Origin of the sequence: Variovorax gossypii (assembly GCF_003965815.1) — a bacterium.
Taxonomy (GTDB): domain Bacteria; phylum Pseudomonadota; class Gammaproteobacteria; order Burkholderiales; family Burkholderiaceae_C; genus Variovorax; species Variovorax gossypii.
Map to the genome: position 1 here is coordinate 1,409,743 of NZ_RXOE01000002.1, position 18,233 is coordinate 1,427,975.

Annotated in this window: 21 protein-coding genes and 1 pseudogene; 7 read left to right on the forward strand and 15 right to left on the reverse strand. The window is 60.9% G+C overall.

What is annotated here, in order from left to right:
• The first annotated feature begins 109 nt into the window (after nucleotides 1–109).
• A complete protein-coding gene (locus EJP69_RS14125; protein ID WP_126470718.1) occupies nucleotides 110–1,327 on the forward strand; it encodes a tyrosine-type recombinase/integrase in 1,218 nt (405 codons plus the stop codon).
• A 214-nt stretch (nucleotides 1,328–1,541) separates the two neighbouring features.
• On the opposite strand, the gene EJP69_RS29840 is transcribed toward EJP69_RS14125, so the two are convergent.
• From EJP69_RS29840 to EJP69_RS14140, 5 genes and pseudogenes are all read right to left on the reverse strand, one after another.
• Nucleotides 1,542–1,814, reverse strand: a complete 273-nt coding sequence (locus EJP69_RS29840; protein ID WP_240652140.1) for a hypothetical protein — start codon at nucleotides 1,812–1,814, stop codon at nucleotides 1,542–1,544.
• Between the two features lie 31 nt (nucleotides 1,815–1,845).
• Nucleotides 1,846–1,938 (reverse strand): annotated as a pseudogene (locus EJP69_RS30050) (hypothetical protein); the annotation flags it as partial.
• A gap of 35 nt (nucleotides 1,939–1,973) precedes the next feature.
• Nucleotides 1,974–2,108: a hypothetical protein gene (locus tag EJP69_RS29985; protein WP_276318381.1), complete on the reverse strand. Its 135-nt coding sequence runs from the start codon at nucleotides 2,106–2,108 to the stop codon at nucleotides 1,974–1,976.
• Nucleotides 2,109–2,118: 10 nt separating this feature from the next.
• A complete protein-coding gene (locus EJP69_RS14135; RefSeq protein WP_126470720.1) occupies nucleotides 2,119–2,343 on the reverse strand; it encodes a transposase in 225 nt (74 codons plus the stop codon).
• 300 nt (nucleotides 2,344–2,643) lie between these two features.
• Nucleotides 2,644–3,600 (reverse strand): AraC family transcriptional regulator, encoded by a 957-nt coding sequence (locus EJP69_RS14140; RefSeq protein ID WP_126470722.1) that lies wholly within the window; start codon nucleotides 3,598–3,600, stop codon nucleotides 2,644–2,646.
• Nucleotides 3,601–3,666: 66 nt separating this feature from the next.
• Here EJP69_RS14140 and EJP69_RS14145 point away from each other — a divergent pair, with 66 nt between their 5' ends.
• The gene (locus tag EJP69_RS14145; RefSeq protein ID WP_126470724.1) at nucleotides 3,667–4,398 is read left to right on the forward strand and encodes an SDR family oxidoreductase; all 732 of its coding nucleotides are present in this window, start codon (nucleotides 3,667–3,669) and stop codon (nucleotides 4,396–4,398) included.
• A gap of 54 nt (nucleotides 4,399–4,452) precedes the next feature.
• Nucleotides 4,453–5,199, forward strand: a complete 747-nt coding sequence (locus EJP69_RS14150; RefSeq protein ID WP_126470726.1) for an SDR family NAD(P)-dependent oxidoreductase — start codon at nucleotides 4,453–4,455, stop codon at nucleotides 5,197–5,199.
• Between the two features lie 134 nt (nucleotides 5,200–5,333).
• Here EJP69_RS14150 and tnpC read toward each other — a convergent pair whose 3' ends face one another.
• The 8 genes from tnpC to EJP69_RS14190 all read right to left on the reverse strand — a co-directional run bounded on the left by tnpC (nucleotide 5,334) and on the right by EJP69_RS14190 (nucleotide 12,650).
• Nucleotides 5,334–6,839, reverse strand: coding sequence for an IS66 family transposase (tnpC, locus tag EJP69_RS14155; protein WP_240652165.1), 1,506 nt, complete (start codon nucleotides 6,837–6,839; stop codon nucleotides 5,334–5,336).
• A gap of 126 nt (nucleotides 6,840–6,965) precedes the next feature.
• Nucleotides 6,966–7,298 carry an IS66 family insertion sequence element accessory protein TnpB gene (gene tnpB / locus EJP69_RS14160; protein WP_148112189.1) on the reverse strand — a complete coding sequence of 111 codons (333 nt, stop codon included), beginning with the start codon at nucleotides 7,296–7,298 and terminating at the stop codon, nucleotides 6,966–6,968.
• The gene (locus tag EJP69_RS14165) at nucleotides 7,295–7,705 is read right to left on the reverse strand and encodes a transposase (protein ID WP_240652141.1); all 411 of its coding nucleotides are present in this window, start codon (nucleotides 7,703–7,705) and stop codon (nucleotides 7,295–7,297) included. The genes tnpB and EJP69_RS14165 overlap by 4 nt, the downstream gene beginning before the upstream one ends.
• Before the next feature lie 271 nt (nucleotides 7,706–7,976).
• Entirely contained in the window at nucleotides 7,977–8,636 is a 660-nt protein-coding gene (locus tag EJP69_RS14170; protein WP_170217105.1) for a DUF4145 domain-containing protein, read from the reverse strand.
• Between the two features lie 144 nt (nucleotides 8,637–8,780).
• Entirely contained in the window at nucleotides 8,781–9,020 is a 240-nt protein-coding gene (locus EJP69_RS14175) for a hypothetical protein (RefSeq protein WP_126470732.1), read from the reverse strand.
• 189 nt (nucleotides 9,021–9,209) lie between these two features.
• Entirely contained in the window at nucleotides 9,210–11,264 is a 2,055-nt protein-coding gene (locus EJP69_RS14180; RefSeq protein WP_170217106.1) for an ATP-binding protein, read from the reverse strand.
• Complete coding sequence (locus tag EJP69_RS14185) at nucleotides 11,261–11,731, reverse strand: hypothetical protein (RefSeq protein ID WP_126470736.1); 471 nt, start codon at nucleotides 11,729–11,731, stop codon at nucleotides 11,261–11,263. The genes EJP69_RS14180 and EJP69_RS14185 overlap by 4 nt, the downstream gene beginning before the upstream one ends.
• Entirely contained in the window at nucleotides 11,724–12,650 is a 927-nt protein-coding gene (locus EJP69_RS14190) for a hypothetical protein (protein WP_126470738.1), read from the reverse strand. The genes EJP69_RS14185 and EJP69_RS14190 overlap by 8 nt, the downstream gene beginning before the upstream one ends.
• Nucleotides 12,651–13,338: 688 nt before the next feature.
• Here EJP69_RS14190 and EJP69_RS14195 point away from each other — a divergent pair.
• The 4 genes from EJP69_RS14195 to EJP69_RS14210 all read left to right on the forward strand — a co-directional run bounded on the left by EJP69_RS14195 (nucleotide 13,339) and on the right by EJP69_RS14210 (nucleotide 16,951).
• Nucleotides 13,339–14,952, forward strand: coding sequence for a hypothetical protein (locus EJP69_RS14195; RefSeq protein WP_126470740.1), 1,614 nt, complete (start codon nucleotides 13,339–13,341; stop codon nucleotides 14,950–14,952).
• A gap of 12 nt (nucleotides 14,953–14,964) precedes the next feature.
• A complete protein-coding gene (locus tag EJP69_RS30055) occupies nucleotides 14,965–15,111 on the forward strand; it encodes an ATP-binding protein (protein ID WP_206169320.1) in 147 nt (48 codons plus the stop codon).
• Between the two features lie 48 nt (nucleotides 15,112–15,159).
• Nucleotides 15,160–16,281 (forward strand): ATP-binding protein, encoded by a 1,122-nt coding sequence (locus EJP69_RS14205; protein WP_170217107.1) that lies wholly within the window; start codon nucleotides 15,160–15,162, stop codon nucleotides 16,279–16,281.
• A gap of 148 nt (nucleotides 16,282–16,429) precedes the next feature.
• Nucleotides 16,430–16,951 carry a hypothetical protein gene (locus EJP69_RS14210; protein WP_126470746.1) on the forward strand — a complete coding sequence of 174 codons (522 nt, stop codon included), beginning with the start codon at nucleotides 16,430–16,432 and terminating at the stop codon, nucleotides 16,949–16,951.
• Here the strand turns inward: EJP69_RS14210 and EJP69_RS14215 are convergent.
• Nucleotides 16,942–17,598 carry a hypothetical protein gene (locus tag EJP69_RS14215; protein ID WP_126470748.1) on the reverse strand — a complete coding sequence of 219 codons (657 nt, stop codon included), beginning with the start codon at nucleotides 17,596–17,598 and terminating at the stop codon, nucleotides 16,942–16,944. The two genes, EJP69_RS14210 and EJP69_RS14215, sit on opposite strands and share 10 nt — an antisense overlap.
• A 112-nt stretch (nucleotides 17,599–17,710) precedes the next feature.
• On the reverse strand, nucleotides 17,711–17,971 hold the full coding sequence (locus EJP69_RS14220) for a hypothetical protein (protein ID WP_126470750.1): 261 nt from the start codon (nucleotides 17,969–17,971) through the stop codon (nucleotides 17,711–17,713).
• Nucleotides 17,972–18,233 lie beyond the last annotated feature (262 nt).

Here is an 18,233-nt window from a genome sequence, read left to right on the forward strand (position 1 = left end):
ATTGGCAGCCAAGCCAAAAGCGGGGAACAAACCGGGGAACATAGGGCAGAATTTGAGACTTTCGGGGTATTTGTTCCCCGGTTGCCCTGATCTTCGGACTGCCTCCCCCATGTTGACCGACAAACACTGCAAGAACGCCGCCTGTCCGCCAGACAAGAAGCGTGCGCGATTCACCGACTCCTCTGGCTTGTATTTGGAGGTGAGTCCTGCCGGCTCGAAGCGGTGGTTCTGGAAGACCTATGCGAATGGGAAAGAGGGGCGGATGGCTCTGGGCAGCTATCCGACGATGAGCTTGGCGGAGGCGCGAAAGGCCCGAGACACCGCCAAGCTTCAGAAGGCGGACGGTATCGATCCGATCCAGGCGCGTAAGGTGCAGAAGCTCAAGGCGACCAACCCCGCCGGTGACACTTTCAGCGTGGTTGCCATGGAGTGGTACGGGAAGCAGAAGGATCAGTGGAGCGCTGGCCATGCGGAGCGTGCGCTGCGCCAATTCGAGCGTGACCTGTTCCCTTGGCTGGGCGAGCGTCGATTGGCTGAGATCGATCCTGTGGAGCTTCTGGCCACTCTCCGCAAAGTGGAGGAGCGCGGTGCGATCGAAACCGCAGATCGAGGCCTGATGCTGGCGCGTCAGGTATGGCGGTATGGGGTTGCTACCGGTAGGGCGAGTCGAGACATAACAGGCGACCTGAAGGGCGCGCTGCAGCCCTACAGAGGCCGACATTTCGCCGCGATAACGGATCCGACGGAGCTTGGCAAGTTGTTGCGCGCGATTCGTGCCTACAAGGGCGGTCCGATCGTCCGGGCGGCGCTGCAACTTGCTCCCATGCTCTTCCAGCGGCCGGGTGAGTTGCGAGCTGCTGCCTGGGCGGAGGTGGACCTTGATGCGGCGCTTTGGACCATTCCTGCTGCAAGGATGAAGCGGGAGAAGGCTGGCAAGGAGCATGGCAGTCCGCACCTGGTTCCGCTTCCGACGCAGGCGGTGAGATTGCTACGTGACCTGCATCCTTTGACGGGGCGTGGCGCTCTCGTTTTTCCTGGGGAGCGTAGTCATGAGCGACCAATCTCCGAAAATTCTGTTCGTACAGCGCTTATCTCCATGGGCTACACTGCGGAGGTCCAGACTTGGCACGGCTTTCGGGCAACAGCTCGGACCATGTTGGCGGAGCGGCTGGACTGCGATCCGCTGGTCATTGAGGCTCAACTCGCCCATGCGGTGAAGGATGCTAACGGTCGGGCTTACAACCGCACGCAGTACATGCAACATCGCACCCGTATGATGCAGCAGTGGGCGGACTACCTGGACCGGCTTCACGGAGGAGTGTACTGATTCGATTCCTGGCGGCGGGACCAGATACCAGGCCGGACACTTCCAAAGGTGTCCGGCCTTTTTGTTTTCTCCTCTGGGGAGGGCTATTCCGTTGTCTGATTGAGTCCGATGCAGTATGCCTCAATCCGGCGCATCTTGGGGGTATCTCGAGGGGTATCGAAATGCCAGATCGGGGGTACGTGAAAGCCAGCCCTGTACCCCAATGGTCGGCACGTCAGGTATAGCGCACTTTCAAGTCAAGGTGTCCCGCTGACTCTCCGCCGCGGCGCGTATCGGAGGACTGCCGCGCGCATCGGCGGAGGCTCTTGCGGGCGCTTTGCTTGCGGCACAGCGTCGTGATGATCCCGGCTTCTCCCAGTGTCTTCCACGGCAGGCCGAGGACCAGTGCGTTGAACTGCGCCTGCGTCAGAGCCTCGTTCATCAGCGAGGCTCGAACGAAGCCGCCTTGATGCAGGCGGCGCGCACAACCAGATGCCGATGCCGTCATGCACGAGCACCTTGAGCCGGTCCCTGCGGCGATTGGCGAAGACGTAGGCGTGGTGCGGATGGGAAGCGCCGAACACCGCCACGACCCGGCCCAATGCAGTGTTGGTTCCGGCTCGCATGTCCATCGGCTCCACCGACAGCCACAGTGCATCGACTCGGATCACCGCAGCACCGCGCGCACCCAAATCGCGCAGTCCGCTGAGGCGCTGACCGGCCAGCTCACCGAGACACTGACGCCGCCGAGTTGAAGTTCGATGCGGATGTCGGTCTGTGATTGCGGTGCAGGCAACTTCAAGGGGACGAACTCAGGGGGGCGGCGGCAGCGGCCTGGCAGGTGCAGCGGCAGACTCAGGCTGCTCGGCGCAGTTGACCCACCGGCGAAGCATGTTGGCGTTGAGCCCGTTGGCCAGCGTGATCGCCGCGCTCGATACGCCAGGCTGCTGGCAGGCCCTGATGAGTTCGGCCTTGAACTCGGCGCTGTACTTGCGCCTGCGGCGCCGGCCGGCTGGCTCCAGAACAGAAGTGTCCACGTGTCCACGAAGAAGTTAAGGAGTAGAGCCTCCTATGGAGCGAAGACAGGATCAAGATGACTTTGCCGGACGCGTACGTAAGCGGATGGGTGTCCCATCTTGACGAGGAGCCGATGCGCGCGCGGTCTCTGCCAGTTCACAGCGACGAGCGCACCGCGTGGCTGCCTGACTGACTTCTTGGCCCACCAGAACGCTCGCTGACCTAGCTCCGCTTTGACCCACCCACCTCCAACAAGCAGGCCGGAGGGAACAGCTTATTGCATAGAACGACTAAGACTGAGCCACGTCCCGCTATATGCGTCATGGCCCGGTCTGTGCTCCGTGAGAGTGACTGATGCCTTTCCGAGTCGACATCGGGGAACGGCCGAACGTGCGTCTGAACGCTTGACCAAATGCGCTCTGAGAGGAATACCCGACGTGTGCGGCCACCAAGCCGACGTCCGCGGCCCCGTCCTGCAGCATCTGCTGGGCGAGCGCCATGCGAAGTGCGCGTAGGTGGTCCATGGGGGGGCGGCCCACGAGATTGGTAAAACGATCCGAAAAGGCCGACCGCGACATCCCGACACGCTTCGCGAGCGTGGACACGGTCCAGGCGATGGCTATCTCACCGTGCATCAGCCGAAGCGCTTCGCCGATCTGCCTGTCCCCGAGCGCCGAGACCCATCCTACAAACGCGCGGCCCTTCTCTGCCGAATAGACGCGCAGTGCTTCCACCAGCAGAACTTCGGCGAGCTTGACCGCGACGAGTGTTCCACCCATCGCTGCTATCTCGGTTTGCACTTCCAGCAAGCCCAGGGTGCGCGCCACGGCCGTCGCGGAAGGTGATGAACTGCCGATGTGGAGGAATGGCGGCAGCGCGTCGAGGGCGAACGCCATTCCCGCCTTGGACAAGCTGACGCTTCCTCCGATGAGGACGCTCTCGTCGCCACCCAGGCGGACGACCTCTCGATCGGGATTCGTAAAAAGAGGGAGGCCGTCCATCGCCGGCGTCTTGGGATCGCTTGCGACGACATAGGGGGTGCGCCCCACCAGGCACACGTCGCCCTGTGCCAGGTCATGTACTTCCCCTCGCGGCAGGACCACACAGCAGCGACCACGAAGCACTGCCACGAATTTGATCCGGTCGACAACGGGAAACGACAGGCTCCAGTGGCCGGAAGCTTCAAGGCGAGTGCGTCGTGCGCTGCCAGCGCCGAGGGCCGTGATCACGTTCCACAGCGGATCAGCTGCTGGTTTGGACGATCGCGAGAAAACCATGGCGTTTCGCAAGAGACGGTGGCAGTTCCGGAGGCTACCTTAGAACCATCGCAATTGGAGGTTCCCATGAGCTTAGATCAGGTTGTTGTCATCACCGGCGCAAGCAGCGGCATCGGCCGCGCGACCGCGCTGCACCTGGCGTCCCGCGGCGCCAAAGTGGTTCTCGGGGCGCGGCGCGAGACACAGCTTCGCGCACTGGCCCAGGAGATCGAAGCGGCAGGCGGGCAGGCCGTGTACCGGCCCACAGACGTGACGCGCCGGCAGGATTTGCAGATGCTTGTCGACACCGGAGTGGCCCGCTTCGGCCGCGTGGACGTGGTCGTCAATAACGCGGGCATCGGGCCGCTGTCGCGATTCGATGAGCTGCGCGTCGAGGACTGGGACGCAATGATCGATGTCAACATCCGCGGGGTGCTCTACGGGATCGCCGCGGCGCTTCCGGTGTTTCGACTCCAGGGGAGCGGCCACGTCATCAACATCGTGTCGACTGCAGGGCTTCGGATCGTTCCCGCACAGGGCGTGTACGCCGCGACCAAGAACGCCGTGCGAACTCTCACCGAAGCCCTGCGGCAAGAGGCCGGCCCCACGCTGCGCGTCACGGAGGTTTCGCCCGGGTTCGTTGCGACCGAGTTCGCTTCATCCAACACCGACGCGTCCGCGAGAGCGGCCGTGGAAAAGCAGATGGGCGAGATGGCCATCGGCCCAGACGCGATCGCGCGTTGCATCGCTTTCGCCATCGAGCAACCCAAGGAGGTCGACGTCGGCACCATCGTTGTCCGGCCGACCGCCCAAGGCTAGTCCAAGAGGAGCCTTCCGGCCCGTCCGCATTCCTATGTGATATGGAGAATTCACATGCAAATTTCACTCGACTCAAAGGTAGCCGTCGTCACTGGCGCAAGCTCCGGGATCGGAACCGCCATCGCGCGGCAGTTTGTCGAATGCGGCGCCCGCGTCGTCATTACGGGCCGCAAGCAAGACACGATCGAGCAAGCTGCTGAACGTATCGGACCGAACTGCCTGGGGCTCGCCGCGGACGTGTCGAACCGCGCCGACATGGAGCGGCTGGCCGCGATCATCCGCGAGCGGTTCGGCCGGCTGGATGTCGTGGTAGCCAATGCGGCCGTTGGCGCCAATGCCCGCCTCGGCGAGATCACCGAGGAGAAATTTTCCAAGGTCATCGGCACGAACCTGCTAGGCGTAGTGCACACCGTGCAGGTTGCGCTGCCGCTCATGAAGCCCGGCGGCTCAGTCATCCTGATCGGGTCCACTGCCTCCCACGAAGCGCCGGTCTCCATGAGCGTCTATGGCGCAGCAAAGGCGGGCCTGGGCGCTTTCACGAAGACCTGGATCAAAGACCTGCAGGGCAGTGGCATCCGAATCAACACGATCAGCCCCGGCGCAATCGATACGCCCTCACTGCGGGAGGCGCTCGGCGCAGTGAGCGACGAGAGTCGAATCCAGACACTGGCTGCCAAGAGCCCGCTTGGACGGATCGGCTCGATCGACGAAGTCGCCAACGTGGTGACCTTCTTTGCGAGTGACTTCACCAGCTATATCAATGGCACCGAGCTGTACGTCGACGGTGGGTTGAAGGTCTGAAGCTCTTGCAAGTCCGAGGCCACTCGCCTGTCGCACGCGGGGGATTGCGGCGCTCGTGGTTAGCTCGCCTGTTTCGAGTTCGCAAGCTGACCCGGTGTGAGCGCGCGATCGACCCCTCTTAACGACGGCATGGATCAGAAAGCTGACGTTGGCAACCAGCGATGCGGCAGCAGCTCTGCAATGCGGCTGGCCGGGTGCGTAGGCAGCCGCTCGAGGACATCCTTCAGGTACGCATGCGGCTCATGGCCGTTCAGACGCGCCGAGTGCACCAGGCTCATGACGGCCGCAGCTCGCTGGCCGGCGCGCAAGCTGCCGGCGAACAGCCAGTTCTGTCTTCCAAGGGCGATCGGCCGGATCTGGTTCTCCACCCGGTTGTTGTCGGCCGGCAGATCCGCATCGTCGATGTAGCGCGTGAGCGCCAGCCAGCGCTTCAGGCTGTAGTCGATGGCCTTGGCGGTCGCCGAGCCCTCGGGCACCTTCTGTCGCTGCGCGGTGAGCCATTGATGGAGTGCATCGGCCACCTTCCGTGAGCGCTCCTGGCGCACGCGCCGGCGGTCTTCTGGTTCCAGCTCGGCCACGACCCGTTCAACCTCGTAGAGCTCGCCGAAGAACTTCAAGGCCTGCTCACCGATCGGGCTGCCGTGGTTGGCCCACAGCTCATGGAACTTGCGCCTGGCATGCGCCAGGCAGCCGGCCTCGGTAACGCCCAGCTCGAAGCACGCCTTGTAGCCGGAGAAGTCATCGCACACCAGGGTGCCGCGCCAGCCGCTCTCGCCGCCAAGCCCAAGGAAGGCCCGGGCGTGCTGCCCGCCGCGGCTGTCGGCGAAGTCGAACACCACTGCGGATAGTGCGTCGTAGGCCGTCGTGCAGTAGCTCCAGAGGTACGCCCGATGCGTCTTGCCGTGGCCGGGCTTGAGCATGGCCACGGGGGTCTCGTCCGCATGGAGCACCTGACTGCGAAGCATCTCGCTCCTGAGTGCATCCACCAGCGGCTGCAGGTGAACGCCGCACTGGCCAACCCAGGCGGCCAGCGTCGAACGAGGGATCGCGAGGCCCGCTCGGCCGAAGATGGCTTCCTGCCTGTACAGCGGCAGGTGATCAAGGTACTTCGCCACCAGCACCTGCGCGAGCAGCCCGGCTGTCGGGATGCCCTTGTCGATGATGTGGGGCGCCACCGGCGCCTGGATCAGTGTCTCGCATCGGGCACACACCCATTTGCCGCGGACGTGGCGCTCCACCGTGAACACGCCGGGCTGGTAGTCGAGCTTCTCGGCGACGTCCTCACCGATGCGTTTGAGCACGCAGCCACACACGCAGGCTACGTTGCGAGGCTCGTGGTGGATCTCGCGACGCGGTAGATGGGAAGGAAGTGCCTGGCGCTTGGGCTGCTGCTTGCCCTGAGGTGCAGCCTTGGCCGGTGTGAGCTGCTCCAACTCCAGCTCCATCGCCGCAAGGTCCGCGTCGAGAGTGTCCTCCAGCAGATTCCTCTGCTCAGTGGAGAAGGATTCCGACTTCGAGGCGAACTTCAACCGCTTGAGCACGGCCATCTCGTGCGTGAGCTTGTCGATGGTGGCCTGCTTGAACGCGATCTCGCGGTCGCGCCGATCGATCTCCAGTTCACCGGCCTCCACCCGGCCCATGAGCGACTGCACCAGCTCACGCAGTTGCTGCGCGTCCAGGTGGTCGAGGTTGGTGGCCGTGTCGCTCACGGAAGGTGATGATGCCCCAGGACACCCGGGAGAGCATCAGCAACTTCGGCAATTGCGCTAGATCACGCGGATCAAGCCGGCCTCGCCGACTCGCTGCCACGGCAGGCCCAGCACCAGGGCGTCGAACTGGGAACGGCTCAGGCTGAGCGTGGGAGCGGCGTCATGAGGCCAGAGGAACTTGCCCTGGTGCAGCCGTCTGGCTGCCAGCCAGATCCCGATGCCGTCGTGCACCAGCACCTTCATCCGGTTGGCGCGGCGGTTGGCGAACAGATAGGCGTGGTGCGGTCTGGCGGCGCCGAAGACGTGCACGACCCGCGCCAGCGCAGCTTCGGTGCCCGATCGCATGTCCAGCGGCTCGACGGCCAACCAGACGGCCTCGACCTTGATCACCGCAGCAGATCTCGCAGCCAGCCACCGCACTCGCTGGCCAGCGCGGCTGGCCAGGTCACCACGACGTGCACTGCGCCGCGGCGCACCTCCATGCGGATGTCTCCGGCAGGCGCAGGCGCCTCAGCCGGCGCGGGCAACTGCACAGGCACGAATCCGCTGACTGCCGGGCTTGGGGTGGCACCAGGCAATGCCTTCGGTACATCAATTGGCTCGGTCCTACGCGGCTGGATCTCCGCGTCACGCACCCAGCGACGCAACAGGTTCGCATTGATACCGAGAGACATCGCCACAGCCGCCATCGACATACCGGGTTGTGCAGCCAACGCAACGGCGTTGGCCTTGAACTCGTCGCTGTGCAGGCGGCGCCGTCGCCGATCGCCTGTGTGCTGAGGAGAGATAGTGTTCACGTGTCCACCAAGTTTTAGTGGATACGAGCATCCTTTGCTCCTAACGCCGATTCAAGATGGGTTCACGAGACGCTTACACGCGTACGCCTTCGTGAGCAATCTCGCCGGCATCCAGTTCCACAACAAGGGCCCAAATATCGCGGGCTGCACGTGGCGCCGCCCGAGGTGAGCGGGACGCTCGCGCGCCGGGCTGTTGAGGAGTGCATGTGTGTCCAGGCCTACCAGACGATGATTGAGATCTCGCTTGACCCGGAGCGGGTGTACCGCTGACTTAGGGCTTTTTCACGCGCGTCTGGTTGATTGCGCGGGCCTTGGCAAGGACCGTGTCCTTCTTCTTGTCATAGGCTTCGTGCAGCGCGACTTCCAAGATGTCGTAGAGCGTATTGACGTCGTCCTTGGTCAGGTTTCCCCCATGACTGCCGTCGTTGCCGAGCCACTTTACAGCCAGCAGTAACTCTTCGAGACCAGAGTACGCCGGGGGCAGTCGCTGCAGGCGTTGGTGGAGCGTGAGCGTTTTCCCGTTGTCATCCTTCGGGACTCCCCATTCGTCCATCAGAACTTCGAGGGCAATGCGGGCGGCATTGGCGCTCGCGCCAGGATTACAGAAGTACATCGAGAACGAGGTTTGGAGATGGCTTGCAACTCCCTCGGGGCAGTCTTCTGGGATGTCCATAAGCACGAGTGGAGGGGCGAAATACCGTGGGGTGAACCGATCCTCCCAATCGCGTTGGATGTCTCCATATTCATCGTCGCCGTAGATCTCATCGACCCATCCGTCCGCGGCGCATGCGACTGACTCACCGCAATGACTGCAAACGAACATGGCGGCCACCTTGGTCTTGATCCATTCAAACTCAGAGAAGTCTTGTCTCTGCTCAGCTGCGCTGGCAGCTGTTTGACGCCTCAGCAAGTTTTCCTTGGAGAGTTTCAATAGCCCGCTGTGACACGACGGGCACTTCCAGGCGGGAGTAGAGTCCTCTGTGAAGTAGCGTGAGTACGGTTTTCGTTCCATGGCTTCTGGACGGCGCGCGAGTGACGTTCGCCGGCGGGAAGACTCGCGCGGCGTTGGGACAGGCTAGGAGCCGCCGGCCACGGAGATGTCGGCGGCGTGGAGGGCATAGCCCTGGCGCGCAATCTGCTCCTTGATCTCGTCTGTGTCGAGGGCCAGCGGCTTCCGCGCGCCGTCGAGGTCTATTCCCTGCCTGAAAGGACGCAATTCCATGTCGAGCGGCACCGCGACGGTCACATCCGCCCCTGCCGGAACACTGACAAAGCTCATCGGTTTCGAGGTGATCTCGTAGATGTCGATCTTCACGCTGATTCCTTTCGTTGATTGGGCGGAGATTCTAGGGCGGGCATATCGATTACGATTCCGATCCGGATGGCTGCTCGGCGCATAGCCCGGACGACCAAGCGCAATGAGGTTTTCAAGCTGGTACTTGGCCCGGCGGGCTGAGCGTCGCCAAGTGTCTGCGAGGCCTCTTCGAATCTTCTGTTTTCGAGGTCATTGGAGTGGCTGGATGACCTTGCCTTCCCACTCGATCAGCTTGAACTTAAGGCCGGCGGTCGCCTCCTTGAACACGGACTCGTTCTCGTCAAACGAGGCCGCGACGATGGATTGCAGCTTCCCCTCGCCGCTCAGCAACTGCAGCAGCGCGTGCTGGCTGCTTGAGCGCATGGAGTGTTGACCAGGTTCATCCATGAGCAAGACACCTGGATGATTCCCTTCAAAGCCTCGCGTGGCTGATGTCTGATACAGCGCCAGCAGGTAGCTCCAGATTAGGCGGACAAAGTCGCTGGCGCTTGAATCTGCGATGAGACTGGCCTTCGGCTTGGTAATAATTTCCCGAAGCTCGAGATCTGAGAGTGTCGGGGTCAGTGTGTCCGTGCTGATCCGAATGTCTCGAATCTCGGCGCTCTCATAGCCGAAGGAGCTTGCATTACTGCGGAAGTTTTTTTCGAAAAGGCCGATCCTCAACAGGTCCTGCTCGCTGTAGGCATCTTTGGGCAAGGCCCTCCGAGCAGCCTGGTTGACTGCCAGTCTGGCGGCAGCGCCTTCGAGATTGATAAGCAAAGTTGCGGCCTGCGTCTCGAACCCTGCAAGGTTGGACAGTTCGAGTTCGATCTGGATCTGGCGGCGCACGATGGCACGTGACTCTGCTGCGCCAGTACTGACGTCGCCTCGCAGCGAGTTTCGATAGTCATGTTTCGCTGCGAGCCTTGCGGCCACGTCAGCTACCGCGATCTCGGACTGCCGAATCTCTTCCTGCGACCCATTAATTTGGCGCTGCAACATCCTGCGCTGGCTCTCGAGGTACTCGATGTTGGTGCGCAGATCCATTTGGGGGCCGGACACAATGCCGAAAAGCAACGTGTCATCGACCGGCTGATGGCACGTCGGACAGTGGTCGGTCGCAACGTCTATTTCCATCTGCGCGCCAAGGTCGCGGAGCTTGAGGGCGGTCTTGTTGCGGTCCAGATCCTCATTTGCCTCGGCCAATAGGGTGCACAACTCTTCTTGCGAGGCCTTTTGGAGCGCCAGGTTTGCAGTGGCGCGCTCGTGAAGCACGCTTAGGCGTTGCAGCTCCTCGGAGGCCGAATCGAGCTCTTGTAGCGCCTCGGCACCAGAGGCTTTGCCATATGCTTCGGCTTTCGCGCCGAGTGCCGCATGCTCGGCCCTCAGTTGGCCAACATGCTCTGCAAGGGAGATCTTTGTCTGCCCGTTCGACTTCACGAACTGGACAGACGAAGCGTCGAGCAACGCGGTCGGAGTCACTGACAGGCCTTCGATAACCACGCCGTTGACTGCCGCAGCTTGGCACAAGTTGTCGTAGGCCCTGCGCCAATTTGTGTCGATGGCCATCGAATCCGCATCCAACTCGGCGCGCTTCGCCTGCCGCTCGAATACGCTCAGACCCAGCAGGAATTCGGTGACCCGGGTACGCGCGTCTCGTATACCGTAGAAGGGAATGTTGGCGATGTAGTCGGTCCAGCCTCGCTTCTGTTCGACAGCCAAGGCGGCAAAAACTGCCTGCAGGTAGAGCTTCGTCATGCCGCCGGATGTCGTGGCGACCGACGGAAGCTGATATCCGATGAAGGTCTCAAGAAAATGGTGGAAGCCTTCTTGCTTCTTGGCGCTTCCTGGATCGAAGAGGAAGGTCGGCTTCGGGGAGCCAAGGCCGGCCGAAGGGACCGTCAGGTGACCACCTTCGAATATCTCGACAAGCTTGGTGTCTCGAGCGGTGTCGCGAATTGCCCTGCGCAACGTAATGCTGGCGCCACTCGAATTCTCCAGCTCGACGAAGACCTCCGATGCCGCAACTTCCACACGTTCTTCGCCGTGGTTGAAAAATTCCTTGACCGCGTACGGTAGAACCTTCTCGCCTCGGCCGCCTACCAGTTCGTCCATGCCCAAACCGTACATGAGGCAGTTGAACAACGTGCTCTTGCCGCTCGAATTGCTTCCGCGAATCACGGTCAACCCTCGGCCGAATTCAAACTTGAAACCAAAGTCTCCCTTGACCGTCGCAAGTCTAACCTTTATGGCTCGAATATTCATGCCGATTCCCATCCCTTTGCAACACTCTCAACCATGTTCTCGGTGATCTCCTTGCCGATTTCCTTCAGAAGAGCCCGCTCTTGGGAGAAGGTGGCCTCATCCTCGAGAACCTCGTCGATCAAAGCCTGCCCCTTTCCAGTTATTTGATAGCCGGTGGAGGTCGTCTTTATCAAATCCTCGGCAACGGCATAGCGAATTGCGATGGCAACAGCCGGATCGAAACCCCACGCGGTGATATGTAGAGCCTTCGCCTTCGCGGCATCGACCAGTTTCTGCATGCGGCCGGTGCGCTTAAGCGCCCAATTAAAGAGGTGCAGCCGCGGCAGCGTGGATTTGCCGCCGCGAGATGACAAGCGCAGCACAAGCAATAGCTGACAAATCTTGTACAGCGGTCGATGCTCCACCAACACAGGAGCAGGACGACGTTCGAAAACGAGGTGGCGTCGTTCCTCGATGAGCTCATTCATAGTCGAGCTCGCAAACAGCAATCCATCGTGCGACCATCAATCGCGCGATAAGCGCCGCCTCTGTTTCGTCGATATGCGGCGCGAGCTCTTTCGAGATGCGTTCGGCCAAGCCTTCTCGAATTTTGTCGGTGAGCTGCTGCGGAGTTCCCTCCCACGTTGCGCGTGTCTCTAGGACGTGGGCCTCGTATCCATTGATGAGCCTCATCAGGCGCGAATGAACGGTGGGGGCTTGCTCGTTAATCCGACGGAAGTGACTATCGTGTTCCAAAAACTCCCGCCTCGTACGCTGGTTGAGCTCCGCCTCCTTCACCGCAATCTTGTCGGCGGTGAAGCGGCCTTGCAGTCTGGCCTTGGTTTTTCGGACAATGTTGTTCTCGTACACTTCCGGCGCGCTGCCGAGCGGGGGAAGTACCGTTGGCAGACCTCCGAAATCCAGCGCCTTGCCAAAAGCGAACTGCAGCTCTTGGATTTCGGAGGCGTAGTGATCGCCATCCTGGATCAGTACCTCAAAGTCTGGTGCCAGGATCGAGAGGTTCCACGCCCTCGCTTCGGCTTCCTTGGTGCGTGCGTGCTTGATCAGCTCATTGCGCGCGACGGTGGGCGTCACCAAGTACCAGCGGCGCAACTTCGTGGTGCCCAGCAGCTTCTTCAGGTCCTGCTCGTAGGTCTTAAGCTTCTTGAGGTCTGTAGTGATCTTGTCGCGCTGCTTTTCGTGAAGCTCTTTGCCGGGGTAGAGCGCGTCAGGGCAGTAGCACTGGAAACCACAACCCGTGGTGGTAGTGAACCCCTCGAGTCCAAAATCACCGGGCGTGGCAGGAATGTGCTGGTATCCGTCAGCGGCAAACTTCTTCTTGAATACTTGCTGGCAGAGACGCTCCCAGCTGTCTCCATCGAACGGCCCGAAAGGGGTCTTGAACACGGCGTTATCGAAGCTCGCGCCTAAGCCAATGTGCCAGGCGAAAAAGCAAGTAGCGCCCGATTCGCGCGCAGCGGATGCGACACATGCAGATGGATACCTTGAAAGGCGTGCTTTCCAATGCGCAAGCGTCACTCCCCCTCTTTTTCTGCTGCAGGTGCCATAGTCGAGCCCGCAGTGGTTGCTATACGGGTATTGTTCGATACATTTGCTAACTTGTAAAGCCGATGTATGCAGGTGGCTTGGAGCTATGTCGACGCAACGGCATCGTGGAAACAGCCGTCCAAGGTGCTGGAACGACCAGACAGGCGTCAATTGAGCATGGACGACAGGAGCCATCGGGTACTGTACATGCATACAGTTAAACCCGCTTGGGAGCTTGGGAGTCTCCGGCGCATCTCGGACCGCTTGCAGCGCTTTCAGCACTGAGGTCGGCGTGGTGGGCAGCCCCAGTGCGAGTCCTTGCAATGCGCCCGCGCTAGACCGTTGGCTGAGTACCCGATTCACTGTCGCACAGCTGTGCGACAGTGGCAAGTAGAATTCAGCAATTGTGACAGCGAATGCTCGGGAGCGGTTGTTCATGGTCTGAAAAACCGCGTGGAACTGTGCGTCCATCCTCCGTGCAAATGGGGAGCCAGGTACCACGTATTAACGTGTTATAAATAGCGTAGTGTGACAACACTACCGTACTATGCCCGACCTGGTCGAAACCACCTTGAAGAACATTGGTCCCTGTGTCAGCACCACCCTCGTGGCAGCGCTGATCAAGGAGCATGGTTTGTCCGCCGTCAATGCGCGGCAGAAGGTTTCGCGCGCTACCTCGATCAAGAAGCTGGCGCACATCCTGTTTCCGCACCGTGCGCGGTTCGTGTACCTCCAATCCGACTACGGCTCCCCCGAGTTCTGGCATGCGTTGACGCATGAGTTGCTTGCCAACTCTGTGTCATATGGAGGCGGATTGGCTGCGCTGATGGCACGTGGCGGCGCCATGCCGGTCGGGCATTTCACGATCGCGTGCGGCGCTCCTGTTGCGCAGCGCGGCCACCTGTCCCCGGCGGGCATTCTGGAGCGGCTGAAGGCTGCCCAGCTTGTGCGCACCGTCGACGAACCGGGTATCGGCGAATGTGTGGAGCTGTCGCACCAGAGTGCATCCGATGCCTTTGAGCTCGCGCGGATGCGTGCTCGGCTCTACACGGAACAAGTCCTGCTGGGCGCTGTGAAGGACTGGGCGCGAAATCTGGGGATGGTCAGCTACAACAAAGTAGAGCTTCGCGACGAGAACGACCGCCAGCCCAAGGTGGGGACCTTCCATTGGGATCTGGCTGGACCTTCCTACCTTGGGCCGCTGGCAAAGCGTGTCCCAAGAGCAAAGCCCAAGCCAGGCTTCCTGGTCTGCGACGTGCTATTGGGCGTCAACGTGTCGGCGGACGAACTACGGCCATTCATCAACAAGTGCACAACGTTGCGGAGCCTGACCAAAGTCGGCGCCTGTCTACAGGTGTTCGTCGCGGACGGGTATACCCCCGAGGCCTACGCGCTTGCCAGGGAACAGGGAGTCATGTCCGCCACTACAGCGTCGCTGTTTGGCCTGGAGGTGGCCAAGGCGCTGCGGGAGCTGGCGGAACTGCTGCGCGAGGTCTTCCCGCGCGCCGGCACCTTCGAAAAGATCGACGCGGTGTTCGCACAGCTCAGTCACATAGAGGGCGCGGCGAACAATCTACGCGGAGCCTTGTTTGAATACTTGGTTGCTGAGATCGTGCGGACCACCAGCCCCCACACGTCCATTCAGGTGAATGAAGTGTTCCGCGCGGACGGAAGCTCCGCCGAAGTCGACGTCCTGGTTGAACATCGGGACCACGCGATCCGGTTCATCGAGTGCAAAGGCTACCGGCCCGGCGGCACCGTGCCCGACGAAATGATCGAACGTTGGCTGAGAGATCGGATTCCCCTCCTGCGCAAAGCCGCAGCCGCCAACACTTTCTGGCACAAGTGCAGGTTCGAATTTGAATTCTGGACCTCGGGCACACTCACCCCCGAGGCAGAGGCGCTGATTGCCGCGGCCGCCGAAAGGACGAAGAAGTACGGCATCAAACTGGTGTCGGCTCGCGACCTCGTCGAGATCGGCCAAGCCACAAACAACTCCCCTTTGAAGAACACCCTTCAGGAGCACTTCCTCGGGCATCCCCTGGAAAAGGCTGAACGCACGGCGCAATCAAAGCAGCGGCGCCTGGCAATCCCGCCAAGTTCGAAGCTGGCGAAGCGCTCCGGTGAGGTGGCCGCGAACGAGTTCTTCGCTGAAGACTGAGTGGCAGCCACCGTGCACTTCATCCGCCTTGCCCTCTCGAACTTCGGCTCGTTCCGAAACATCGCCGTCGAGTTCCCGCCTTCGGGCGTTTCCGTCATTTCGGGGGCCAACGCGTCCGGCAAGAGTCAACGGTCGGCGCGGCGCTGGCTGCAATCATAGGAAAACGGGCCGTGACCATGGATCCCAAGGGCGAAGGACCCGCAAGGGTTGCCCTGGTGCTTTGGCGACGGCGGGACCGAGGAGGTCGCATCGCTGTGCGTGACGGCCGATGCCGGCGGGCTGGCGCGATGCGAGTTCATCCACAACAGCACTTCCATGAGTCAGGAGTTGTTGGCGGCTGTGCGGCGAAAGTCTGGACCTAGGCTGCTTCTTGATGAGCGCATCGGAAATGGACCATTCACGAAACGCGATATCGCAGCATTTGAGAGCACCGCACCACCGGAGATTTTGCGAAATGAGTTTTGGGATGAAATGCACCGCAGCGGCTGGCTTGAGTCTGGCGCCCACTCCGCAAGCGTGGGGATCATGAGCGGTGTCGTTCGTGAATTCATGGCGAGGGTCCCTGCGGCACCCCTCCCGCTCCTGGTAGACGGAATCATCGGTCAGTTGGACTCGCGCGCTGCCCGGTTCTGTGCGGACTTGCTTCAGCTGATTGGTCGTACCTCGCAAGTGATCGTGGTGACTTCTTCCTATGCCGGGCAATCGTTCGGCAAAGAACTGATCCGGCTACCGCGGCATGCGTCCCCGTTGCGGGCCATGGCGTACTACGCGAAGACCGCGTCGTTCACGTCGCTTCGCCTGCAGACTCGGAAGCGTTCGAGGGAGCGCATGAAAACATTCAAGCTAGGCGAGACGTTTCCAACACAGGAAAGCCGGGCTTGCGAGCTCAAGGAAGTGAAAGGCCAAAACCCCGTCGGGTCGATTGGCCAGGTTGCCGACCAATACGTGGTCGCTTTCCTGAATGCTGGCGTCGAGCAGACGGGAAGCATTCTCTGGGGAGTCACCGATGCTCGCACCGTGGTGGGCGTGCCACTGACCGACGCGCAATGCGATGAGATTCGTCGAGTTGTAGTCGGACGGGTCGGCAACATCAAACCGCCCCTTGCGCTGACCACCCTGAGTATCAAATTCCATCCGGTGGCGAGCGATGGTCCATCACCGTTGTACGTGGCGGAAGTGAAGGTGCCGGCGGTCCAGGGGACCTATCTCTACGCGACCGGATCGGAGGAGGGCTACGTGAAGACGGACGCCGGCAAGAAGAAGCTCACCATCATGCAGATCCAGCAAGAGCTGCTGCAGCGCAGGGGCGTTGGCATCCCGGCCGCGTAGCGCCACGCGCGAACGGGACGACTGGCGGTTTCCCAATATCGCGAAAGTCCTGCTGTTGGTTGTCTGCCGTCGGAGCGTGCCTGCATAGTGCTCTTTCCGCGTTGAGCCTACACTGGAAGTCCCCGCACATCTCACTGATCACTGCGCCATGAACAGCATCTTGCTGCCTACTACCCCGGATGATGAGGATGGGTATCGCACCACCGCGATGGGGTTGGCACGATTCGCCTATGAATATATCGATGCAGCGTTGCTGGTTGATGAGCGACATGGCCAGCGAAAGGGCTTCGAGCATGTCTCACCTGTGCCAGCGTATTTTCTCGCGATGCATGGCATTGAATTGACGCTCAAAGCATTTCTTCGGTACAAAGGCGTTGAACCAAGGGCTCTTCGCTCGCGCGAACTTGGGCACGACATCCGAGCTTGCTATCGAAAGGCTAAAGAACTCGGATTGCGGGACGTTTTTCGGATGCGCGCTGATGATTTACGCGCGATGATCTTGTTGCTTGCGCTCAACGACTTTCAGGGTTTGCGGTACATCCGAACGGGTTACAAGCGCTTCCCATCATGGGCCATTGTCGAGCCGTTCGCGGTAAGGTTGCACCAAGCAGTCGCCCCGCTGGTTGGCTATCGGTCATTTAGCAAGATCTATCAGGCTTATCAAGGGTAGAGACGCACGAGCAGCTTGCCAGTTCGCTCGTAGTTGTTGGCGAGCTGCACGGCTGCGCGCAGCTCTTCGATCGAAAGCTTCTCTTCAGAGTCGAGTTCACCCGTCTTCAGCAGTGCGAGGATTTCATCGGCCTTCTTGCCAGTCAGAAACTGTGCCGCGGAAAAGACCGTGAGGCGGTGGGCTTGTTGGAGTAGCCGGCCCTCGTCTTTGAGTACCTGCATTCTTTCCGCATCTGCAGCGCGATGTACGCGCAACACCGCACCGGCACAGTCGATGGTTCTCACGCGCAATTCCTCCAGTTTCCTGGCTGCTGCCGTGGCGTAGGGAAGATAGCCAAGCAGCGCCTCGGCATGACGCTCACTGAAAGCCGCGAACTGCTCCGCGACCAAGCTGTCCCCGCCCAGTGACGACACCTTGAACACTCGATCTCGCGCTTTGCTGGCGATGGCTGCGGCTGCCTCCACTTCCTGGCGATCCGTCCATGCCAACAAGGGGACCGCCCGCGTGCCTTTGGCTGACCAGTGTCCCGTCACCTTCAGGAACCTGTAGTGCTGGCCTCCACGGTGTTGTTCCTCGAGCGCAGCTGAACCATGCTCTGCGTGCTCGATCACGAAGAAGGATAGATAAGGTCGATTCGAGGTGCTCATTTCGCCGATTGTGTCCGCCTTGATTGACGACCTCCGAATGTCCATGGGCGCAGAGGTCCGTGGCGAGTCTCACGCACGTACTGCGCAGTCCCTCGCAAGCACTTCCTGCCGATCAGTGCATCCATACCTCGACAGCACCCTTTTCGACGAGTTGAAAGGCGTATTCAAGCGCCGCCTTGAGTGAGCGTGCTTTGGTCGCGAACACACCCGGAACGCGATGACGAAAAGCTGGGATCTTCGTAAAGCCATCCCCGAATTCCAAATCCTGCTCGAACTGCACCCACGACCACCAGCCATCTCTCTGCTGGGCTGCACAGAGTGCGACGAAGTAGCCGTCCAGTTCGATGAAGCCCTCAAGTTTCACAGTCGGCATTTCTGTGCTCCCAGGTCCGCCGGTTGAGTCGAGATCGTTCGAGCGTGATCTTCGGACGCCTTCCGGAGCGCCCGCATCTGTCAAAAGAGACAGGGCATCAGGGCCACGAAGTCGGCTGCTGCAGATGCCTGCACATTTGCCGCCTGCAAACATGAATACCTAAGAATTAAATTTAAAGAATTCTTGAGATTTGCCGATGTCTTATTCGTGACCTTATCCGCAGGTTGACATGCGGCAGCCCTTCTTTTAGGTCTTTCGCACC